The sequence below is a fragment of the Actinacidiphila polyblastidii genome, from assembly GCF_036353415.1.
Lineage (GTDB): Bacteria > Actinomycetota > Actinomycetes > Streptomycetales > Streptomycetaceae > Actinacidiphila > Actinacidiphila polyblastidii.
On record NZ_JAZEWV010000044.1, the window covers coordinates 1 to 15,555 of the forward strand.

Genomic DNA, 15,555 nt, shown 5'->3' on the forward strand with positions numbered 1-15,555 from the left:
CCCCGCGGCCCCCGACGCCCCCGTCCCGACCAGCCCCGAGGAGGGCTCCATGCCTTCGCCGACTCGCCTGGCCCGCACCGTGATCCTGACTCTCGCCGTGGCCGCCCTCACCGGCTGCGGCGCCCCCCGCACCGGCGCGCTCGACCGCGGCTCCCCTGACACCCACCCCACCTGCCGGGTGCACCAGCACGCCATGCCGGGACCCGCCTACGCCGGCGGCAAGGACAGCGCCCCCCTGGCCGTGCTCGACATGCTCCGCTACTACACGTCCCAGCGCGCGCTGCCCTTCTGCGACCACAAGCCGCCCACCGCCCAGGACACCGCCTGGACCACGCTCTACACCCGCCTCACACGACGCTGACCCCGGATCAGCCGTTGCGGCGGGAGTCCTCGCAGGAGGGGGCTGAGCGGCCGTTGCGAGAATGCCGCAGGCTTTCGGGTGTGCGCCGGGAGATGGCGGGTACACGACCATCGACTCACCCGGCAACGTTGGGCACTCACATGACGGTCAGCACGCACGGTACGGGAACCAGCACGAGGCTGACGCGGGCCGGTGAGGGTGTTCCCACGGTGGGTGGTCTGCCCTTCATCGAGGATCCGGGGAAGACGGCCCCCAAGGACGCCCGGCAGCTGACGCGGCTGTTCGTCGAGCGACTGCAGGAGCTGGAGGAGGGCACGCCCGAGTACAGCTACGCGCGCAGCACGCTGATCGAGATGAACATGTCCCTCGTGCAGTTCTGTGCGCGCCGGTTCCGCGGGCGCGGTCCCCAGGAGATGGAGGACATCCTCCAGGTCGGCACGATCGGGCTGATCAAGGCGATCGACCGGTTCGACCTGTCCCGTGAGACGGAGTTCACCACCTTCGCCGTCCCGTACATCGTCGGCGAGATGAAGCGGTTCTTCCGGGACACGTCGTGGGCGGTGCACGTGCCGCGCCGGCTGCAGGAGCTGCGGGTGGAACTGGCCAAGGCCCGCGACCACCTCACCACCGTGCTGGACGCGCCGCCGACCGTGGCGGAGCTGGCCGCCTGCCTGGAGATCACCGAGGACGAGGTCGTCGAGGGCATGGTGGCCGCCAACGGCTACACCGCGGGCTCGATCGACCTGCCCGTCGGCGGCGATGACGGCAGCGAGGCGGGCCGCACCTACGCCGACACCGTCGGCGGCATCGACCCGGCGCTGGAGCTCTTCGAGGACTTCCACGTACTGGCCCCGCTCCTGGGCAAGCTGGACGAACGCGAACGCCTGCTCATGCAGCTGCGGTTCGGCCAGGAGCTGACCCAGGCGGAGATCGGCGCGAAGCTCGGCTACTCCCAGATGCACGTCTCCCGGCTGCTGTCGCGGACCCTGGCCAAGCTGCGCACCGGGATGCTCGCCGAGTCGTAGGAGGGATCCTCCCCCCTGTCGCCGGCCCGCCGGGGCCGGGTGCGGGTGCGGCCGGCGGGTCCACGGGGGCCCCGCCGGCCGCGCCGGCTCACGGGCAGTCGTCGCCCTTGGCGCCGTGCTCCTCGTGGTCGCGGCCGTTCCGGGGGCCGTCCCCTCGGTGCTCGGAGTGCTTGGCACCGGCGCCGGCCGCCGTGCCGCCCTGGTGGCCGCCGCTCGCGTTGACGCAGGTGTTGCCGAACGCGGGGTTGAGGATGCCCAGGATGTTCACCGAGTTGCCGCAGAGGTTGACGGGGACGTCGATGGGGATCTGGACGACGTTGCCCGACAGGACGCCGGGGGACCCGATCGCCGCACCGTTGGCGTCCGAGTCCGCGAAGGCCGCTCCGCTGCCTCCGAGTACGAGTCCTCCGGCCAACGCGGCGAGCACCGCCGCCGTACGCATCGACTTCATGACTGCTCCTTACTCTCACTCTCATGGACGCGGTGATCAGCCGGGAGCCGTGCACCGCTCGGTCGGTACACATTCGGTTCCCGTCGGCCCGGGTATGGGTCGCCACGCCGGACATCACCCGTACAGCGGCAGGGTGGAATCGTGAGAGGAGCCTCCGCACGCCGCGGGCGGCCCACCGGGGTCGCGGCCGCGGCCCGCGGGGTCAGGCGTTGCCGGGGTGGACCACCGTGTCGAGGAAGAAGTCGTCGATCCCCTGGACCGCGCGGTTGAAGTCGTCGAGGTTGACGGGCTTGGTGACGTAGGCGTTGGCGTGCTCGCGGTAGGCGCCGCTGATGTCGTCGGGCGCCGACGAGGTGGTGAGCACCACCACCGGGACGCTGACGAGCAGCGGATCGCTCTTGAGCACGGCCAGCAGTTCGCGTCCGTTCATCCGCGGCATGTTCAGGTCCAGCACGAGCAGGTCGGGACGGGGATTGGACGGGTCGCGCAGGTGGGCGAGCGCGGTGATCCCGTCGGTCGCGCGGTGCACGGCGCGTGCCATCCCGCGTTCGAGCAGCGCCTCCTCGATCAGCAGTGCGTCGGCGTCGTCGTCCTCCACCAGCAGCACGGTGTAGGAGCGGGTGGCGGCGTTGGCAGACATGGGGCGTCCTCGCGTCGGGTGGTGCACAGGGGCACGGGAGAAGACTAGGCCCGGCCAGCGTTTGCGCGCGCCCTGCCGGGTGATGTTCCACGCGGCGCCGAGCTGGGCGTAGTTGGCGCCGAGAGCGGCCGCGTCCCTGGCGGCCTGCAGCACCTGCAGTTGCAGCGCCTCGTGCAGGACGGCGAGCGCGGCCAGCCGCTCCAGGGCGGGTGCCGACGCGCCGGCAGGCACCTGGCCGCCGAGATGGTCGGCCTCCCGCGCCAGTTCGTCGGCCAGACCTTCCAAGGCCTCGCGCGCCCGTAGCAGCGAGTCCTCGCGCGTCCGGTCTCGCTCTTCGATGGCCATGGTGCCCACTCTACGCACCAGCCGGGCCTCCGATGACAACTAGGGTTGTCGCGGGGGGTAGGCTTTCGCCGCCGTGCACCGGATGCGGCATCTACCGCTCGGTAATCGGCCACGGAAGCCCGCCGCTTCCCACGACTTGGAGGCAGTGGTGTCCGCTCAGCCGTACGTGAAGGCCGAAGCTCCCGCAGCGGCACGGGAGCGCGGGCCCCTTGGCCCCGGCGACCGGAGACGTCCTGACGGGCCGGCCCCGAGGACCGTGGGCGGACGGTGGACCACGGCGCGCTGGCTGACGGTCGGCGTGTCGGGCGCCCTGGCGGTGCTGTTCGTCCTCGCGGCGCTGACCACGGTGTTCTTCCGGCACTCGGCCGCGGTGACCGACCGGCTGGTCTACCAGAGCAGTCCGGCGCTGACCGAGGCGGTGCGCCTGGAGGCGGCCCTCGTCGACCAGGAGACCGGCACCCGCGGCTACGCCCTCTCCGGGCAGGCGCAGTTCCTCCAGCCCTACACCCAGGGGCTGGCGCAACAGCAGGACGCGGTGACCCAGCTCAGGAACCTCACCGCGGGTGACCGCGCCCTGACAGCCGATCTGGACCTGGTGCTCAGCCGGGCCGCACGCTGGCGGGCCGACGTCGGCGCTCCCATCGCGGCCGCCCCACCGGGGCGGCCCGCCCCGGTCTCGGCGTCGCGCACGAACCAGGGGAAGGCGGAGTTCGACTCCCTGCGCGCGGCCCTGCGGAAACAGCAGGCGCACCTGGAGGAGCGCCGTGACGCGGCCCGCGCGGAGCTCCAGCACACCCGCCGGGTGCGCAACGGGATCTTCTCCTCCGTCGGCCTGGTCGTGGTGATCCTGGCCCTGCTGGCCTTCGCCGCGCTCCGCCGCGGGGTCAACGCGCCCCTCGGCCGCCTGGCGCGGCAGGCGAGATCCGTGGCGGAGGGCGACTTCGAGCAGCCCATCGAGACCGGCGGCCCGGCCGACATCCGTGCGCTGGCCCGCGACGTGGAGGCCATGCGCGGACGGCTGGCCAGAGAACTGGCCGCCAGCCGGGCGGCCCGCGAGACGATCGACGCCCACGCCGCCGACCTCGCCCGCTCCAACGCCGAGTTGGAGCAGTTCGCCTACGTCGCCTCGCACGACCTCCAGGAACCGCTCCGCAAGGTCGCCAGCTTCTGCCAGCTCCTCCAGCGCCGCTACGCCGACAAGCTCGACGAACGCGCCGGCCAGTACATCGAGTACGCGGTCGACGGGTCGCTGCGCATGCAGACGCTCATCAGCGACCTCCTGGCCTTCTCCCGGGTGGGCCGCATACACGCGGACTACGCACCCGTCGACCTGGGCCACATATGGGACGCGACCACATCCGCGCTGAGCGTCTCCCTCAGTGAGACGGGCGCGGTCCTCACCCACGACCCGCTCCCCACGGTGGTCGGCGACGCGACCCAACTCGGCATGCTCCTGCAGAACCTGATCACCAACGCCGTCAAGTTCCGCTCCGACGAACGCACCGCGCACATCACCCTGTCCTGCGAGCGCCACGACGACCTGTGGCACTTCGCCTTCACGGACAACGGCATCGGCATCGAGCCGGAGTTCGCCGAGCGCGTCTTCGTGATCTTCCAGCGCCTGCACGCCCGCGACGCCTACCCCGGCAACGGCATCGGGCTGGCGATGTGCAAGAAGGTGATCGAGTTCCACGGCGGCACCATCGCCGTCGACCCCGGCTACAGCGGCGGCACCCGGATCGTCTTCACGCTCCCCGTCGATGCCGCCCCCGTTCCTCCCGACGGCCGGCCCGCCTGACCTGTGGCGCCGGACGGCGCATCCGCCCCGGCGCCCCCGCCGGCTTTCTCCGGCTGAATGAATCGCATATGCGTGCGGAGCCGTTCACGGGGCAGGAAGTCGGCACTGGAGCAGGAGTTCCACGGTCCACCGGGTCACGATGCGGAGGATCTCGTTTCATCGGGAGGAAACACCATTTACATCGGCCTCGGAACCGTCGTAGTCATTGTCGTCATCGTTCTCGTGGTCATGATGCTCCGGCGTCGCTGATCACTTCTCCGGCATCGCCCGCGCCATGCTGATGTGCCGTCCACGGACATGCGCCGGCCTTGCCGAGATTCCGCTTGAACCTCTTTCATCAGGGCCGCGAAAGCAGGTCCCCCGAAAGACGGGATTCACAGTCCCCTCAGTGGGCGTACACCGTCCTCGCGGGTCGTGACGCCCTGCCCGCCGAGTTGTCCGCAACCGTGCGCGGCAGGGCACCACCCCACCGGGACGGCTATCGGCATGTTCGCCCGCGAGCAGAGACGGGATGTCCCGCGGGGCGTCCTCCTCGGGCACTTCCCACGTGCCGGACACGCGCGCACCACACGGCTAGCGTCCGGTGATCCGGGTGACCGTGACCAGGACGGTGACCGGACCGGCCGCGCCGTGGCGGGCCGTGTGCGAGACGACCGCCGAGCGGACGCTCTCCCTTACGCGGCGTGCGGTGTCCAGGGCGCGATGCTCCCCGTCGAGTACGCAGCGCACTTCCACCCGCCAGGCGCCGCTTCCCGGCGTGCGTTCGGCGTGGACACCTTTCGCGGGCGCGGCCGGGCGGGAGCCGCGGGAGTGCCCGACCCGGCCGGCGGCGGCGGCCAGGGACTGGCCGAGGCTCGGCTGCAGGCCGACCACCCCGGGGACGGCCAGGGTCGCGGAGGCCGCGGCCCGCGCGACGCCGGCGGCGTCGGCGGTCACGGCCGGCCACCTCCGCCCGGCGTGATCTCGGGGACGGCCGGGGACCTGATCCCCTCCAGCACGGAGACCACGGTCAGATCGATGCGGATCACGGCCAACCCCAGTTCCTGCCAAGCGGCGTAGGCCACGGCGCGGCGGACCCGTACGGCCCGCGGCGGCAGCGGCTCGTCGACGGTGGCGGCGAGGGTCATCGCCAAGGTCACATGCGTACTGCCGTCGTCGAGGCAGGTCAGACGGCAACTGGCGGCGCGCACCCCGGGAACGCGGTCGGCGGCCCGCCGCAGCACCTTCGCCGCGGAGGTCTCCGAGATCCGCAGATCGCCGCCGGGATCGTCCAGCGGCACGAGACGGCCGAGGCGGGTTTCGGCGCGTACGGCGTCGATCACCCGGTCGGCGACCGTGCGGGCGCTGGGCTCGTCCCTGCGCAGGGTGTGCGTGGCGATGTCAAGGACCGCCAGCCCCGCCACGGCCTGCCGGCAGTACGGGCAGCCGGCCGCGTGCGAGGCGTCCGCGGCGAGGAGCCCGCGGGCCTGGTCCCAGACGCCGCTCACCAGCCGCCCGCAGGGGAGCCGTTCGTCGCCGACGAGGCGTGCCGCGTCCGGCGCAGGAGCGGAGGCGGCCGGCTGGCCGGAGGCGGCCGCCTCCGGGCGCCCGGACACCGCGGTGGTGCCGTCTACCGCCATGAGGCCATCTCCTTCATCAGGGTGCGCCGGGCTCTGAACAGGTCTCCCCGCACGGTCTGTTCGCTCATCCCCGCCACGTGGGCGATCTCCTGGTACGACAGCCCGTGCAGCTCCCGCAGGATCCAGCAGGCACGCTGCGCCGGCGGCAGGTCACGCAGCGCCTCGTCCAGCGCCCGCGTGGCGGCCGCGCTCTCGGCGGCGCGGGCCGGCTGGCCGCGCGGGCCGGAAGAGGTCGGCTCCACCACCGCGTCCAGCGGCACGACCGGCCTGCGGCCCCGCAGCACGTCCAGGCAGCGGTTGGTGACGATGCGGTACATCCACGTGCGGAACGCCGCGTCCTGCCGGAACTCTGGAAGCCGCCGCCACGCGCTGGTGAACGCCTCCTGGACGATCTCCTCGGCGTCCTGAAGCACGCCGAGCATCCGGTACGCCAGCGCGAGCAGCGGCCCGCTGTGGCGCTGGACGAGCACGGCGAAGGCGTCGTCGTCGCCCTCGGCCGCCCTGGTCACCAGCAGGTCGTCGCTCAGGTGACCCGGTACGCCCCGGCCTCTCTCGTCGTTCATCCGGTCCGCGGGCGGCCGCTGCGAAGCGGGGCAGCGGAGGCGCCGCGAGGTGGCCGATCTCCATGCGTCCGCATGCGCTGCCCGCTTCCGGCTCTGACGGAACCCGGAGTGTCCAGCTCCCGTGGTCCGGATTCCAGCCTAAGCGATCCCGAGGGCGGATCAGCATGACGAATTCGTCTTTTATGCGTCTAAAGGAGTGACGGGCGCTGATCCGACGCCCGCACGACCGTCTGAGGAGTACGACATGACCGCCACCGCCACCCGCGCGGACACCGACCAGCACACGGCCGGCGCCCAGCGGACAGCCGAGCACGACCGGAAAAGCAGCCTGCCCTCGCCCGAGGACCGCGGGCGCACCACGATCGCGGACAGCGTCGTGGAGAAGATGGCCGGCATCGCCACCCGCGAGGTCCCGGGCATCCACAACATCGGCACCGGCATGGCGCGGACCATCGGCGGCGTACGCGAGCGGATGCCCGGAGGGCAGCCCAGCGTCACCCGCGGGGTGAGCGTCGAGGTGGGCGAGCACCAGGCGGCCGTGGACCTCGACGTCGTCATCGACTACGGCTACCCCATCGCCGACGTCGCCGCCGACGTGCGCGTCAGCGTCATCTCGGCCCTGGAGCGGATGACCGGCCTCGACGTCGTCGAGGTGAACGTCGCCGTCGACGACATCGACGTACCCGGCGAGGACGACGCCCAGGACGACGGCGAGCAGCGGGTGGACTAGGGCTGGTGCCCGGCCCGCGAGCGGCCCGGGCTGGTGCCCGGCCCGCGAGCGGCCCTGGGGCCGCGCGGCAGGGGAAGACGACATGAGAGCGGTGAAGGACATGAACACAACCGTGGCAGGACTCCTGACCGGACTGGCACTGGGGTTCGCCGGGTACTTCGGCGGCTTCGGGGCGCTCCTGGTGGTCGCGGTGGTGGGGCTCGCGGGCCTGATCGTGGGCTACCTGGCCCGCGGCGACGTGCACCCCCTCGACTACCTCCGCAGCCGGGAGGACGACTGGCGCCGGGGCGCCTCCGAGCGGCCCGGCCGGCGGTCCGCCGAAGGCGACCGGCACCGGGACAGCGCCATCGTGCGGCGGAGCGGCACGGTGCGGGGGAGCAGCGCGGTGCGGGGGAGCAGCGCCGGGTCCGCGCCCCGCACCACCGGCGCGGCGCGCGTCCAGCGACCGCGCACCGACGGCAGGGCGCGAGTGCAGTGAGCGCCTCTCTTGCGGCACGCCCCGAGCAGAGCACCCGGGAAGGCGGCGCGGTCGCCGGCGGACGGCGACCGCCGCCCGAGGAGCGCGGCGCGACGCTGATCCCCGCGAGCGTGGTGGCCCGCCTCACCGCCCAGGCCGCGCGGGAGGCCCTCCGCGAACAGACGGACGCCTCCTCCGCCCGCCCCGGCCTGGGCGTCTCGCGCCCGGAGGCCACCGTGCACCAGGGCTCTGCCCGCATCGCCGTCAGCCTGGACCTGCCCTACCCCGTCGACATCGCCCGTGCATGCGACGAGATCGAGCACTACATCACCGAGCGCGTCTCCCACCTGACCGGACTGCGCGTCGGCGACACCACGGTGTCCGTCCAACGGCTCGTCCCCGACCGGAGCGGTCAGGGACGAGTCAGCTGACGCGGGCGGCACCCCACCCCACCCCACCCCACCCCACCACGACAGGACGACCATGAAAACGCGAAACGCCAGCGCCCCGGGCGGCCCCGTCGGTGAGCCCGCACACGAGAAGCAGGACGCCACGGCGCCGACACCCGGCAGGCCGCTTCCCGCGCCCGGCAGGCCGCCGCCGGCATCGGGCGCCTCCCGCGCCGAACCGCCGCCGCAGGATCCTCCCGCGCCGAAGCCGGCGCGACGACCCTGGAGTGCGCGGCGGGTCGCGGCGGCGGTGACCGCCTCACTGATCCTGCTCGCGGCCGGCGTCCTGCTCTTCGAAGCCGTCTGGACGCAGACGGGACACCCCGCGAACAGCTGGTGGAAGACGCTGAGCGGTGAACTCGCCTCTCGCCCCGTCGACGACGTGTGGGTGCTCACCGGCGCCGCCGTCGCGGCCGCCCTGGGCCTGCTGCTGATCGTCCTGGCGCTCACTCCGGGGCTGCGGCGAGTGCTGCCCCTGCGGGTCCCCGCCGACAGCGGCGGACCGATCGACGCCGAACTGGACCGCAAGGGCGCCGCGCTGCTCCTGCGCGACGCGGCGATGCGCGTGCCGGGTGTCAGCGCCGCACGGGTGACGTTGCGCAGACGCCGCGTCAAGGTCCGCGCCGATGTGCGCTTCCGCGACACGTCCGACGTCAAGGCCGACCTCACGGAGGCCGTCGACCGCGAAGCGCACGACAGCCTCGGCCTGGCCCGCCCGCCGAAGCCGGTGATCCGCGTCCACCGCACACCTGCCTGACGACCCGGCGTGGCGACGGCGTCGGCACAGCCGCCACGCGACCGCGACCACCATCGGAGAAGACCATGAGGGAACACCGCAGGACCAACCGCACGCTGCTGGCGCTCGTCGGACTGACACTGCTGGGCGGCGGGCTGCTGGTGCTCGCCGGAGGCGCCGACATCTACCGCCGCTGGAACCTCTCACCACCCGGCGGCTGGCCCCTGACCACCCGCCACGACGTCCTGGTCCCCGGCGCCGACCAGACCCGGTGGGTCGCTCAGGACTGGTGGTGGCCCGCCACCTTCGCCTCCCTGGCCGCGCTCATGGTGCTCGCCCTGGTGTGGCTGCTGGCCCAGTCCCGACGCCGACGCCCGCGCCGGCTGCCGGTCGCGGAGAACACCCGGCACCACGTGACGATCAGCGACGGCGTACTGGGCGAGGCGCTCACCGACGACCTCGACACCGTGACGGGCGTGCGACGCGCACGAGCCCGCCTGCGCGGACCGCGCAGCCACCCGCAGGCACAGATCGACCTCACGCTCGACCCCGCGGGCGTTCCCGTGCGCGTCCTGGAAGGCGTGCCCTCCGCCACCGAACGCGCCCGCCGCTCCGTCCGATGGGACGAACTCCCCGCGCACGTCCACCTGGCGGTCGCACGACACGGCTCCCACAGGGTCGAATGACCAGGACGGATGACCAGGCCGAATGCCCGGGCCGGATGACCGCGAACGGCCGCGCCGGACGAAAGCACCGGGCGGGGTCGCCGGGCGGGACCGATCGTGACGACGAAGCGTGTCAGGTCCCGCGTCAGCGGGGGAAGGCTGACGGCATGGCACGCTGTGTGCTGCCGGACGGCGATCGGCGGCGCCCACCGCAGGGCGCCCGCATCACCGTCGGCCGAACGAACCCACCGACTGTCACGCCCTCGGGCAGTGGTGGCGGACAACTGCTGGGAGAAGACCTTGGTCCATGTGAGCCGCTCCTTCACCGTCAACCGTCCCCTTCCCGATGTCGTCGCGTACCTGGCGGACTTCGGCCATGCCGTCGACTGGGACCCCGGAACCCAGGAATGCGTGCGCACCGCGGGTCAGGGGGCGCCGGTCGAGGGCGCCCGGTGGCGGAACGTCTCGGTGTTCCGGGGCCGCCGCACCGAACTCGACTACACCCTGGACCGCCGCGAGGAACGCCGGGTGACGTTCACCGGCGTCAACAAGACCGCGCACTCCACCGACGACTTCGTCTTCGAGACGTCCGGCGGGGGAACACGCGTCACCTACTCGGCGACCGTGCGCTTCCAGGGACTGGCCCGGCTGGCCGATCCGTTCCTGCGCAAGGAGTTCGAACGCCTCGGCGACGAGGTCACCCGCACCCTCCCGCAAGCCGCCCACACGGCGATCCCCGCCGGGCAAGGAGACGGTGTCGGCGAGAGCGGGCAGGGCGGCGCGGCCCCGTTCGACGCGTAGGCGCACGGCGGACGGGAGAGCGCTCTCTCGGGAAGTTAGCGAGCGCAGGGGAACGCCGTCAATGGTCTGGACTTATGGTCGGACCACTTGTCGTCCTCGCCCGCTGCCGGTGCCGACGGCCGGAGCGGGTGACATGCCTGGGGCGAGGCGAGTGGCCGCGGCGCGCCGGTCCGCGCTGCCGCCACCCCTCCTCGGCGTTCGTTCGCTGGTGGGGGCAAGCGCGGCCGGACCGCGGCGGGCTCGCCCGAGGTGCGAGTCGGCGGACGGCCGCGTCCGTTGGCGCCGTCCGTTGCCGCCGACGGGTCGCCGGGGTGTCTCAACTGCGCTGCTCCGATATCTGTTTGCCTCTGTTCGCAACTTTGGTCGGTTGCGTTGACAGATGTTGGAGTGCTGCCCTTTGCTAGGCGTCACTTGACCCCCCCCCCCCCCCACCGGTCCAGTGGCAGTGCCGGCGACCCACATCTGGAGCCGCAAACGATGAAACGATGGCGTATTCCTCTGGCGACCTGCCTGTTGGTGTTGGGCTTGGCGGTGCCCGGCACGGTGGCGGGTGCCGCTTCGCCGGCGGCGGTGTCCGATCCGGCGTCCTTGGTCAATCCGTTGCTGGGCACGTCCAACGGGGGAACACCTTCCCGGGTGCGGACACGCCGTTCGGGATGGTGTCGTGGAGTCCTGACACGCCGTCCAGGCCGCCCGGTGGTGACTACGCCTACTCCGACAACGTTGTCACAGGGTTCAGTCTCAACCACATCTCCGGGCCCGGCTGCGGTGCGATGGGCGACATCCCGGTCCTGCCGACCACCGGCGGCATCGACGGCAACGCGACCGTGGGCTTCAGCCATGCCAACGAGACCGCGAGCGCCGGCGCGTACAGCGTGCCACCCCGGTCCGATGAGAATCGCGGGCCCCGCCGATGCCACGGCGGGGCCCGCAGTCGTCGATCCGCACTCCGGGAGGCCCCGGGGTGGCGCTCCTCGTCCCCTGGCCGGACGTCAACGCTTGCCCCTGCCCCACGGGTCAAGGCTTAGCGTCCGGCCATGAACCCGACCACGCATCGTCTCGTACGCCTGACCCGTCGCCCCGCCGGCTTGCCGACCCCGGACGACTTCACGCTGGCACAGGCCCCCTTCCCGCGTCCCGAACGCGGCCAGGTGCTCGTCCGCAACACCCATTTCCTCGTGTTCCCGGGCCTGCGCACCCTCATCGGCGGCGAGACCCGCGACGTCCCGCTGCCGCCGCTGCACCCCGGCGACGCCTTGTTCGGCCCCGCGATCGGCGAGGTGGTCGACGGGCCGCTGGAGAAGGGGCGCCTGGTGCTGCACCTCCAGGGCTGGCGGGACTACGCGGCGCCCGCCGTCGCCGAGTGCAGGCTGCTGGACGGCGCCCTGCCCGCCCCGGTGGCGCACCTCGCCCAGGGGGCGGCGGCGTACGGCGCGCTGACCCGGCTGGCCGAGGTCCGGCAGGGCGACACCGTGTTCGTGACCGGCGCCGCCGGAGCCGTGGGCACCATGGCGGGACAGATCGCCCGGCTGCTGGGCGCGGCGCGGGTGGTCGGCAGCACAGGGTCACCGGACAAGGCCAGGCGGCTGGAGCGCGAACTGGGCTACGACGCCACCGTGCTGCGCGCAGCGGCGTCGTTCGAGGAGCGGCTCGCCCGGGTTGCGCCCGACGGCATCGACGTGGTCCTGGACACCGTGGGCGGCGAGCAACTGACGGCCGCCGTCCACACCGCCAACCGAGGGGCCCGGATCGCCCTGGTGGGCGCGTTGGACGGTCAGCTGTCCCCGGAACGAGCGGGCGGGAGCGCGCCGGCCGTGCTCGACACGTACCGGCTGCTGACCAGGGGCATCACGATCGCCGGCTACAGCGGTGCGGACCACCCGGACGTCGAGGCGGAGTGGGAGGTCCGCTTCGGGGCCTGGCTGCGGGCGGGCGCCATCCGTTTCCCGTACACGCCGGTCCGCGGAATGGAGCGTGCCCCGGAGGCGTTGCCCGAGCTGATCGCCGGCCGCTCCTTCGGGGCGGCGATCGTGGAGCTGTAGGACGGAGGGGAGCACGGATGCGGATCGGCGAGGCCGCGGCGGCGGCCGGCACCACACCGCGCGCCCTGCGCCTGTACGAGGCGCGCGGGCTGCTTCCGCCCTCACCGCGTACCCCGTCCGGCCAACGGGAGTACAGCGCTGCCGCGGTGGCCCGCGTCCGCGTCATCCGCGACCTGCTGGCTCTGGGCCTCACCCTGGAGGACATCCGCCGCCGCGCCCACCGCCTGGACCTCCTCGTCCAGGACCCGCCGGCAGCCTGTGGCCGCCGCCCCGGCGGGTTCAGCGACGTGGTGGCCGATCGCCTGGCGACTCTGGACGCGGAGATCGCCCGCCTCACACGCCTGCGGCAGAGCCTTGCCGCCGCCGCTGAGACCCCGGACTCGCCGGCCGCCCGCAGGCGCGGCGCACCCGAACCGGCACCTGAGCGCGCGCCCGCGCCCGAGAGCTGATCTCCGACCTGCGGCGGGACCGGCCCTGCTGCTCAGCCGAACGCGCAGCCCTTCACGGGCCTGCGGGCCTACCCACGGCCGGGGCGCCGTACCGCCGCACCCCCGGCCGCCCCACCTCTCCGCTCCCGCGCGGCGTGCGAGCCATCCAGGGAGCGCCGCTCCCTGGATCGGCGCTCCGCTCCCGCTCCTCGCCGATCCGGGGCAGGGTGGGTGGTGGATCGACGACGAAGGAGAGCACGATGCAGATGCGAACCCTGGGCAGCACCGGCCCGGCCGTCTCCGCCCTGGGCCTGGGTGCGATGAGCATGTCGGGCGTGTACGGGCCGGCCGACCGCGCGGAGAGCGTGTCCACCGTGCACGCGGCGCTGGACGCCGGCGTCACCCTGATCGACACCGGCGACTTCTACGCCATGGGCCACAACGAACTGCTGCTCGCCGAGGCGCTGCGCGGCCGGGATCGGGACAGCTACCGGCTGAGCGTGAAGTTCGGCATGCTGCGCGGTCCGGGCCCCGGCCCCAGCGGGGTCGACGGTCGTCCCGAGGCGGTCAGGAACTTCCTCGCGTACTCGCTGACCCGGCTGGGCACCGACCACATCGACGTCTACCGCCCGGCCCGGCTGGACCCGGCGGTGCCGATCGAGGAGACGGTGGGTGCGATCAAGGAGATGATCGACGCCGGATACGTGCGGCACCTCGGGCTCTCGGAGGTCGACGCGGCGACGGTCCGCCGGGCGCACGCCGTGCATCCGGTCGCCGACCTGCAGATCGAGTACTCGCTGATCTCCCGCGCGGTGGAGCGGGACGTGCTGCCCGCGCTCCGCGAGCTGGGCATCGGGCTGACCGCGTACGGCGTCCTCGGCCGCGGCCTGATCTCCGGGCACTGGACCGCGGGGCGGGCCGCGGACACCGGCGACTTCCGCAACCACAATCCCCGGTTCTCCCGCGGGAACGTCGAACACAACCTCGCCCTCGTGGAGGCCCTGCGCCGGGTCGCGGAGGCGAAGGGGTGCACCGTCGCCCAACTGGCCATCGCGTGGGTCGCCGCCCAGGGCGAGGACATCGTGCCGCTGGTCGGCGCGCGCACCCGCGAACGGCTGGCCGAGGCGCTGCCCGCCGCGGAACTCGTCCTCACCGCGGACGACCTCGCCGAGATCGAGAGGGCGGTGCCGCCGGGCTCGGCACGCGGCGACCGCTACCCGTCCGCGTTCATGCCGGGCCTCGGCGTGGGGAACTGACCCGCGCCACCACGGGGTGGTGGCGCGGACCACGGATGGAGGGTGAGATGTTGCCGCCCGAAACCCCCCGCGGCGACGCTGAGCCCCCGACGACCTGAAGAAGGGCTTCGCCTCCCTCCACTAGGGTGGAGCCGTCGGGCCGTCGCCACCCGATACGACGAACGAGCGGCGACGCAGGAGCAGGAGCGTGGGCGTGACGGCAGGGGAGGACGGCTTCGACCGCCGGCTCGAACCGTTCCGTACGGAACTGCTGGCCTACTGCTACCGGATGCTCGGCTCCGCCCACGACGCCGAGGACCTGGTCCAGGACACGTACCTCAGGGCGTGGCGGGCACGGGAGCGGTACGACGACACCCGAAGCTCGCTGCGCACCTGGCTCTACCGGATCGCGACGAACGTCTGCCTGACCGCCCTGGAGGCCCGCGGCCGGCGCCCCCTGCCCTCCGGGCTGGTGGCCGCGTCGGACCCGCTCGGGCCACTCGTCCTGGGGGAGACCCCCTGGCTCCAGCCCCTGCCGGACCCGATGCCGGCGGCCGGCGATCCGGCCGGCGCCGCGATCGACCGCAGCAGCCTGCGGCTGGCCTTCGCCGCCGCCCTTCAGCACCTGTCGGCACGTCAGCGCGGCGCCCTGGTCCTGCGTGACGTCCTCGGATTCTCCGCGTCCGAGGCGGCGGAGATCCTCGGCACCACCGCCGTGTCGGTGAACAGCTCGCTGCAACGGGCACGCGCCCGCCTCAAGGAGGCCGGCGTCGGGCAGGAACGTCTCAGCGAGCCGACCGCGGCCGAGCAGCGCGCCTGGGTCGAGCGCTATATGAAGGCGTTCGAGCAGGCCGACGTCGAAGGGCTCAAGCGGCTGCTCACCGAGGACGTGCTCATGGAGATGCCGCCGATGCTCAACTGGTTCACCGGCCGCGGCAACTACGGGCTGTTCATGGAGTGGGTCTTCGCGGCGGCCGGAACGGACTGGCGGCTGCGGGCGGTCACGGCCAACGGCGGCCAGCCCGGGTTCGCCGCCTACCAACGAGTCGGCGACGGCTACCGGTTGCACACCCTCCAGGTCTTCACCGTCACCGACGAGGGCATCAGCCGGAACTCGGTCTTCCAGGACCCCGAGGTCTTCGCGGCCTTCGGCCTGCCGGACGGACTCGACGACATCTCCTGACCGCGGGCGCGATGAGTTTCGGCCCCG

At 73.1% G+C, this 15,555-nt stretch carries 19 protein-coding genes; 14 read left to right on the forward strand and 5 right to left on the reverse strand.

Annotated features, from left to right (window positions below):
- Positions 1-361 (forward strand): hypothetical protein (locus tag V2S66_RS30710; RefSeq protein ID WP_330800022.1); only part of this gene is annotated, 361 nt, incomplete at its 5' end.
- 140 nt (positions 362-501) lie between these two features.
- A complete protein-coding gene (locus V2S66_RS30715; protein WP_330800023.1) occupies positions 502-1,386 on the forward strand; it encodes an RNA polymerase sigma factor SigF in 885 nt (294 codons plus the stop codon).
- Between the two features lie 88 nt (positions 1,387-1,474).
- On the opposite strand, the gene V2S66_RS30720 is transcribed toward V2S66_RS30715, so the two are convergent.
- Positions 1,475-1,837 (reverse strand): chaplin, encoded by a 363-nt coding sequence (locus tag V2S66_RS30720; protein ID WP_330800024.1) that lies wholly within the window; start codon positions 1,835-1,837, stop codon positions 1,475-1,477.
- Positions 1,838-2,039: 202 nt separating this feature from the next.
- Positions 2,040-2,822, reverse strand: coding sequence for a response regulator (locus V2S66_RS30725; protein WP_330800025.1), 783 nt, complete (start codon positions 2,820-2,822; stop codon positions 2,040-2,042).
- Positions 2,823-3,078: 256 nt separating this feature from the next.
- Between V2S66_RS30725 and V2S66_RS30730 the strand changes: the two genes are divergently transcribed.
- Positions 3,079-4,620, forward strand: a complete 1,542-nt coding sequence (locus tag V2S66_RS30730) for a sensor histidine kinase (RefSeq protein WP_330800026.1) — start codon at positions 3,079-3,081, stop codon at positions 4,618-4,620.
- 573 nt (positions 4,621-5,193) lie between these two features.
- Here the strand turns inward: V2S66_RS30730 and V2S66_RS30735 are convergent.
- Genes V2S66_RS30735 through V2S66_RS30745 form a run of 3 tightly spaced genes read right to left on the reverse strand, consistent with a single transcriptional unit; the run spans position 5,194 to position 6,802 of the window.
- The gene (locus V2S66_RS30735) at positions 5,194-5,556 is read right to left on the reverse strand and encodes an Asp23/Gls24 family envelope stress response protein (protein ID WP_330800027.1); all 363 of its coding nucleotides are present in this window, start codon (positions 5,554-5,556) and stop codon (positions 5,194-5,196) included.
- Complete coding sequence (locus V2S66_RS30740) at positions 5,553-6,239, reverse strand: hypothetical protein (RefSeq protein ID WP_330800028.1); 687 nt, start codon at positions 6,237-6,239, stop codon at positions 5,553-5,555. Before V2S66_RS30740 ends, V2S66_RS30735 begins: the two co-directional genes overlap by 4 nt.
- Entirely contained in the window at positions 6,230-6,802 is a 573-nt protein-coding gene (locus V2S66_RS30745; RefSeq protein ID WP_330800029.1) for an RNA polymerase sigma factor, read from the reverse strand. The genes V2S66_RS30740 and V2S66_RS30745 overlap by 10 nt, the downstream gene beginning before the upstream one ends.
- 244 nt (positions 6,803-7,046) lie before the next feature.
- Here V2S66_RS30745 and V2S66_RS30750 point away from each other — a divergent pair, with 244 nt between their 5' ends.
- The 11 genes from V2S66_RS30750 to V2S66_RS30800 all read left to right on the forward strand — a co-directional run bounded on the left by V2S66_RS30750 (position 7,047) and on the right by V2S66_RS30800 (position 15,528).
- Entirely contained in the window at positions 7,047-7,532 is a 486-nt protein-coding gene (locus V2S66_RS30750) for an Asp23/Gls24 family envelope stress response protein (RefSeq protein ID WP_330800030.1), read from the forward strand.
- 100 nt (positions 7,533-7,632) lie between these two features.
- A complete protein-coding gene (locus V2S66_RS30755) occupies positions 7,633-8,010 on the forward strand; it encodes a hypothetical protein (protein WP_330800031.1) in 378 nt (125 codons plus the stop codon).
- A complete protein-coding gene (locus V2S66_RS30760) occupies positions 8,007-8,420 on the forward strand; it encodes an Asp23/Gls24 family envelope stress response protein (protein ID WP_330800032.1) in 414 nt (137 codons plus the stop codon). The genes V2S66_RS30755 and V2S66_RS30760 overlap by 4 nt, the downstream gene beginning before the upstream one ends.
- Before the next feature lie 268 nt (positions 8,421-8,688).
- On the forward strand, positions 8,689-9,195 hold the full coding sequence (locus V2S66_RS30765; RefSeq protein WP_330800033.1) for a DUF6286 domain-containing protein: 507 nt from the start codon (positions 8,689-8,691) through the stop codon (positions 9,193-9,195).
- 65 nt (positions 9,196-9,260) lie between these two features.
- Positions 9,261-9,860: an alkaline shock response membrane anchor protein AmaP gene (locus V2S66_RS30770; RefSeq protein WP_330800034.1), complete on the forward strand. Its 600-nt coding sequence runs from the start codon at positions 9,261-9,263 to the stop codon at positions 9,858-9,860.
- Between the two features lie 279 nt (positions 9,861-10,139).
- On the forward strand, positions 10,140-10,640 hold the full coding sequence (locus tag V2S66_RS30775) for an SRPBCC family protein (RefSeq protein ID WP_330800035.1): 501 nt from the start codon (positions 10,140-10,142) through the stop codon (positions 10,638-10,640).
- Positions 10,641-11,296: 656 nt separating this feature from the next.
- Complete coding sequence (locus V2S66_RS30780; protein ID WP_330800069.1) at positions 11,297-11,668, forward strand: hypothetical protein; 372 nt, start codon at positions 11,297-11,299, stop codon at positions 11,666-11,668.
- Between the two features lie 9 nt (positions 11,669-11,677).
- Positions 11,678-12,682, forward strand: coding sequence for an MDR family NADP-dependent oxidoreductase (locus V2S66_RS30785; protein ID WP_330800036.1), 1,005 nt, complete (start codon positions 11,678-11,680; stop codon positions 12,680-12,682).
- Positions 12,683-12,699: 17 nt separating this feature from the next.
- A complete protein-coding gene (locus tag V2S66_RS30790) occupies positions 12,700-13,131 on the forward strand; it encodes a MerR family transcriptional regulator (protein WP_330800037.1) in 432 nt (143 codons plus the stop codon).
- Positions 13,132-13,370: 239 nt separating this feature from the next.
- The gene (locus V2S66_RS30795) at positions 13,371-14,366 is read left to right on the forward strand and encodes an aldo/keto reductase (protein ID WP_330800038.1); all 996 of its coding nucleotides are present in this window, start codon (positions 13,371-13,373) and stop codon (positions 14,364-14,366) included.
- 193 nt (positions 14,367-14,559) lie between these two features.
- Entirely contained in the window at positions 14,560-15,528 is a 969-nt protein-coding gene (locus V2S66_RS30800; protein ID WP_330800039.1) for a sigma-70 family RNA polymerase sigma factor, read from the forward strand.
- The last annotated feature ends 27 nt before the right edge of the window (positions 15,529-15,555 follow it).

Excerpts from the sequence above, each read along its gene's own strand:
- V2S66_RS30715 (WP_330800023.1), top strand. The coding sequence starts at position 502 with ATGACGGTCAGCACGCACGGTACGGGAACCAGCACGAGGCTGACGCGG.
- V2S66_RS30720 (WP_330800024.1), bottom strand. The coding sequence starts at position 1,837 with ATGAAGTCGATGCGTACGGCGGCGGTGCTCGCCGCGTTGGCCGGAGGA.
- V2S66_RS30725 (WP_330800025.1), bottom strand. The coding sequence starts at position 2,822 with ATGGCCATCGAAGAGCGAGACCGGACGCGCGAGGACTCGCTGCTACGG.
- V2S66_RS30740 (WP_330800028.1), bottom strand. The coding sequence starts at position 6,239 with ATGGCGGTAGACGGCACCACCGCGGTGTCCGGGCGCCCGGAGGCGGCC.
- V2S66_RS30745 (WP_330800029.1), bottom strand. The coding sequence starts at position 6,802 with ATGAACGACGAGAGAGGCCGGGGCGTACCGGGTCACCTGAGCGACGAC.
- V2S66_RS30750 (WP_330800030.1), top strand. The coding sequence starts at position 7,047 with ATGACCGCCACCGCCACCCGCGCGGACACCGACCAGCACACGGCCGGC.
- V2S66_RS30755 (WP_330800031.1), top strand. The coding sequence starts at position 7,633 with ATGAACACAACCGTGGCAGGACTCCTGACCGGACTGGCACTGGGGTTC.
- V2S66_RS30770 (WP_330800034.1), top strand. The coding sequence starts at position 9,261 with ATGAGGGAACACCGCAGGACCAACCGCACGCTGCTGGCGCTCGTCGGA.
- V2S66_RS30780 (WP_330800069.1), top strand. The coding sequence starts at position 11,297 with ATGGTGTCGTGGAGTCCTGACACGCCGTCCAGGCCGCCCGGTGGTGAC.
- V2S66_RS30785 (WP_330800036.1), top strand. The coding sequence starts at position 11,678 with ATGAACCCGACCACGCATCGTCTCGTACGCCTGACCCGTCGCCCCGCC.
- V2S66_RS30790 (WP_330800037.1), top strand. The coding sequence starts at position 12,700 with ATGCGGATCGGCGAGGCCGCGGCGGCGGCCGGCACCACACCGCGCGCC.
- V2S66_RS30795 (WP_330800038.1), top strand. The coding sequence starts at position 13,371 with ATGCAGATGCGAACCCTGGGCAGCACCGGCCCGGCCGTCTCCGCCCTG.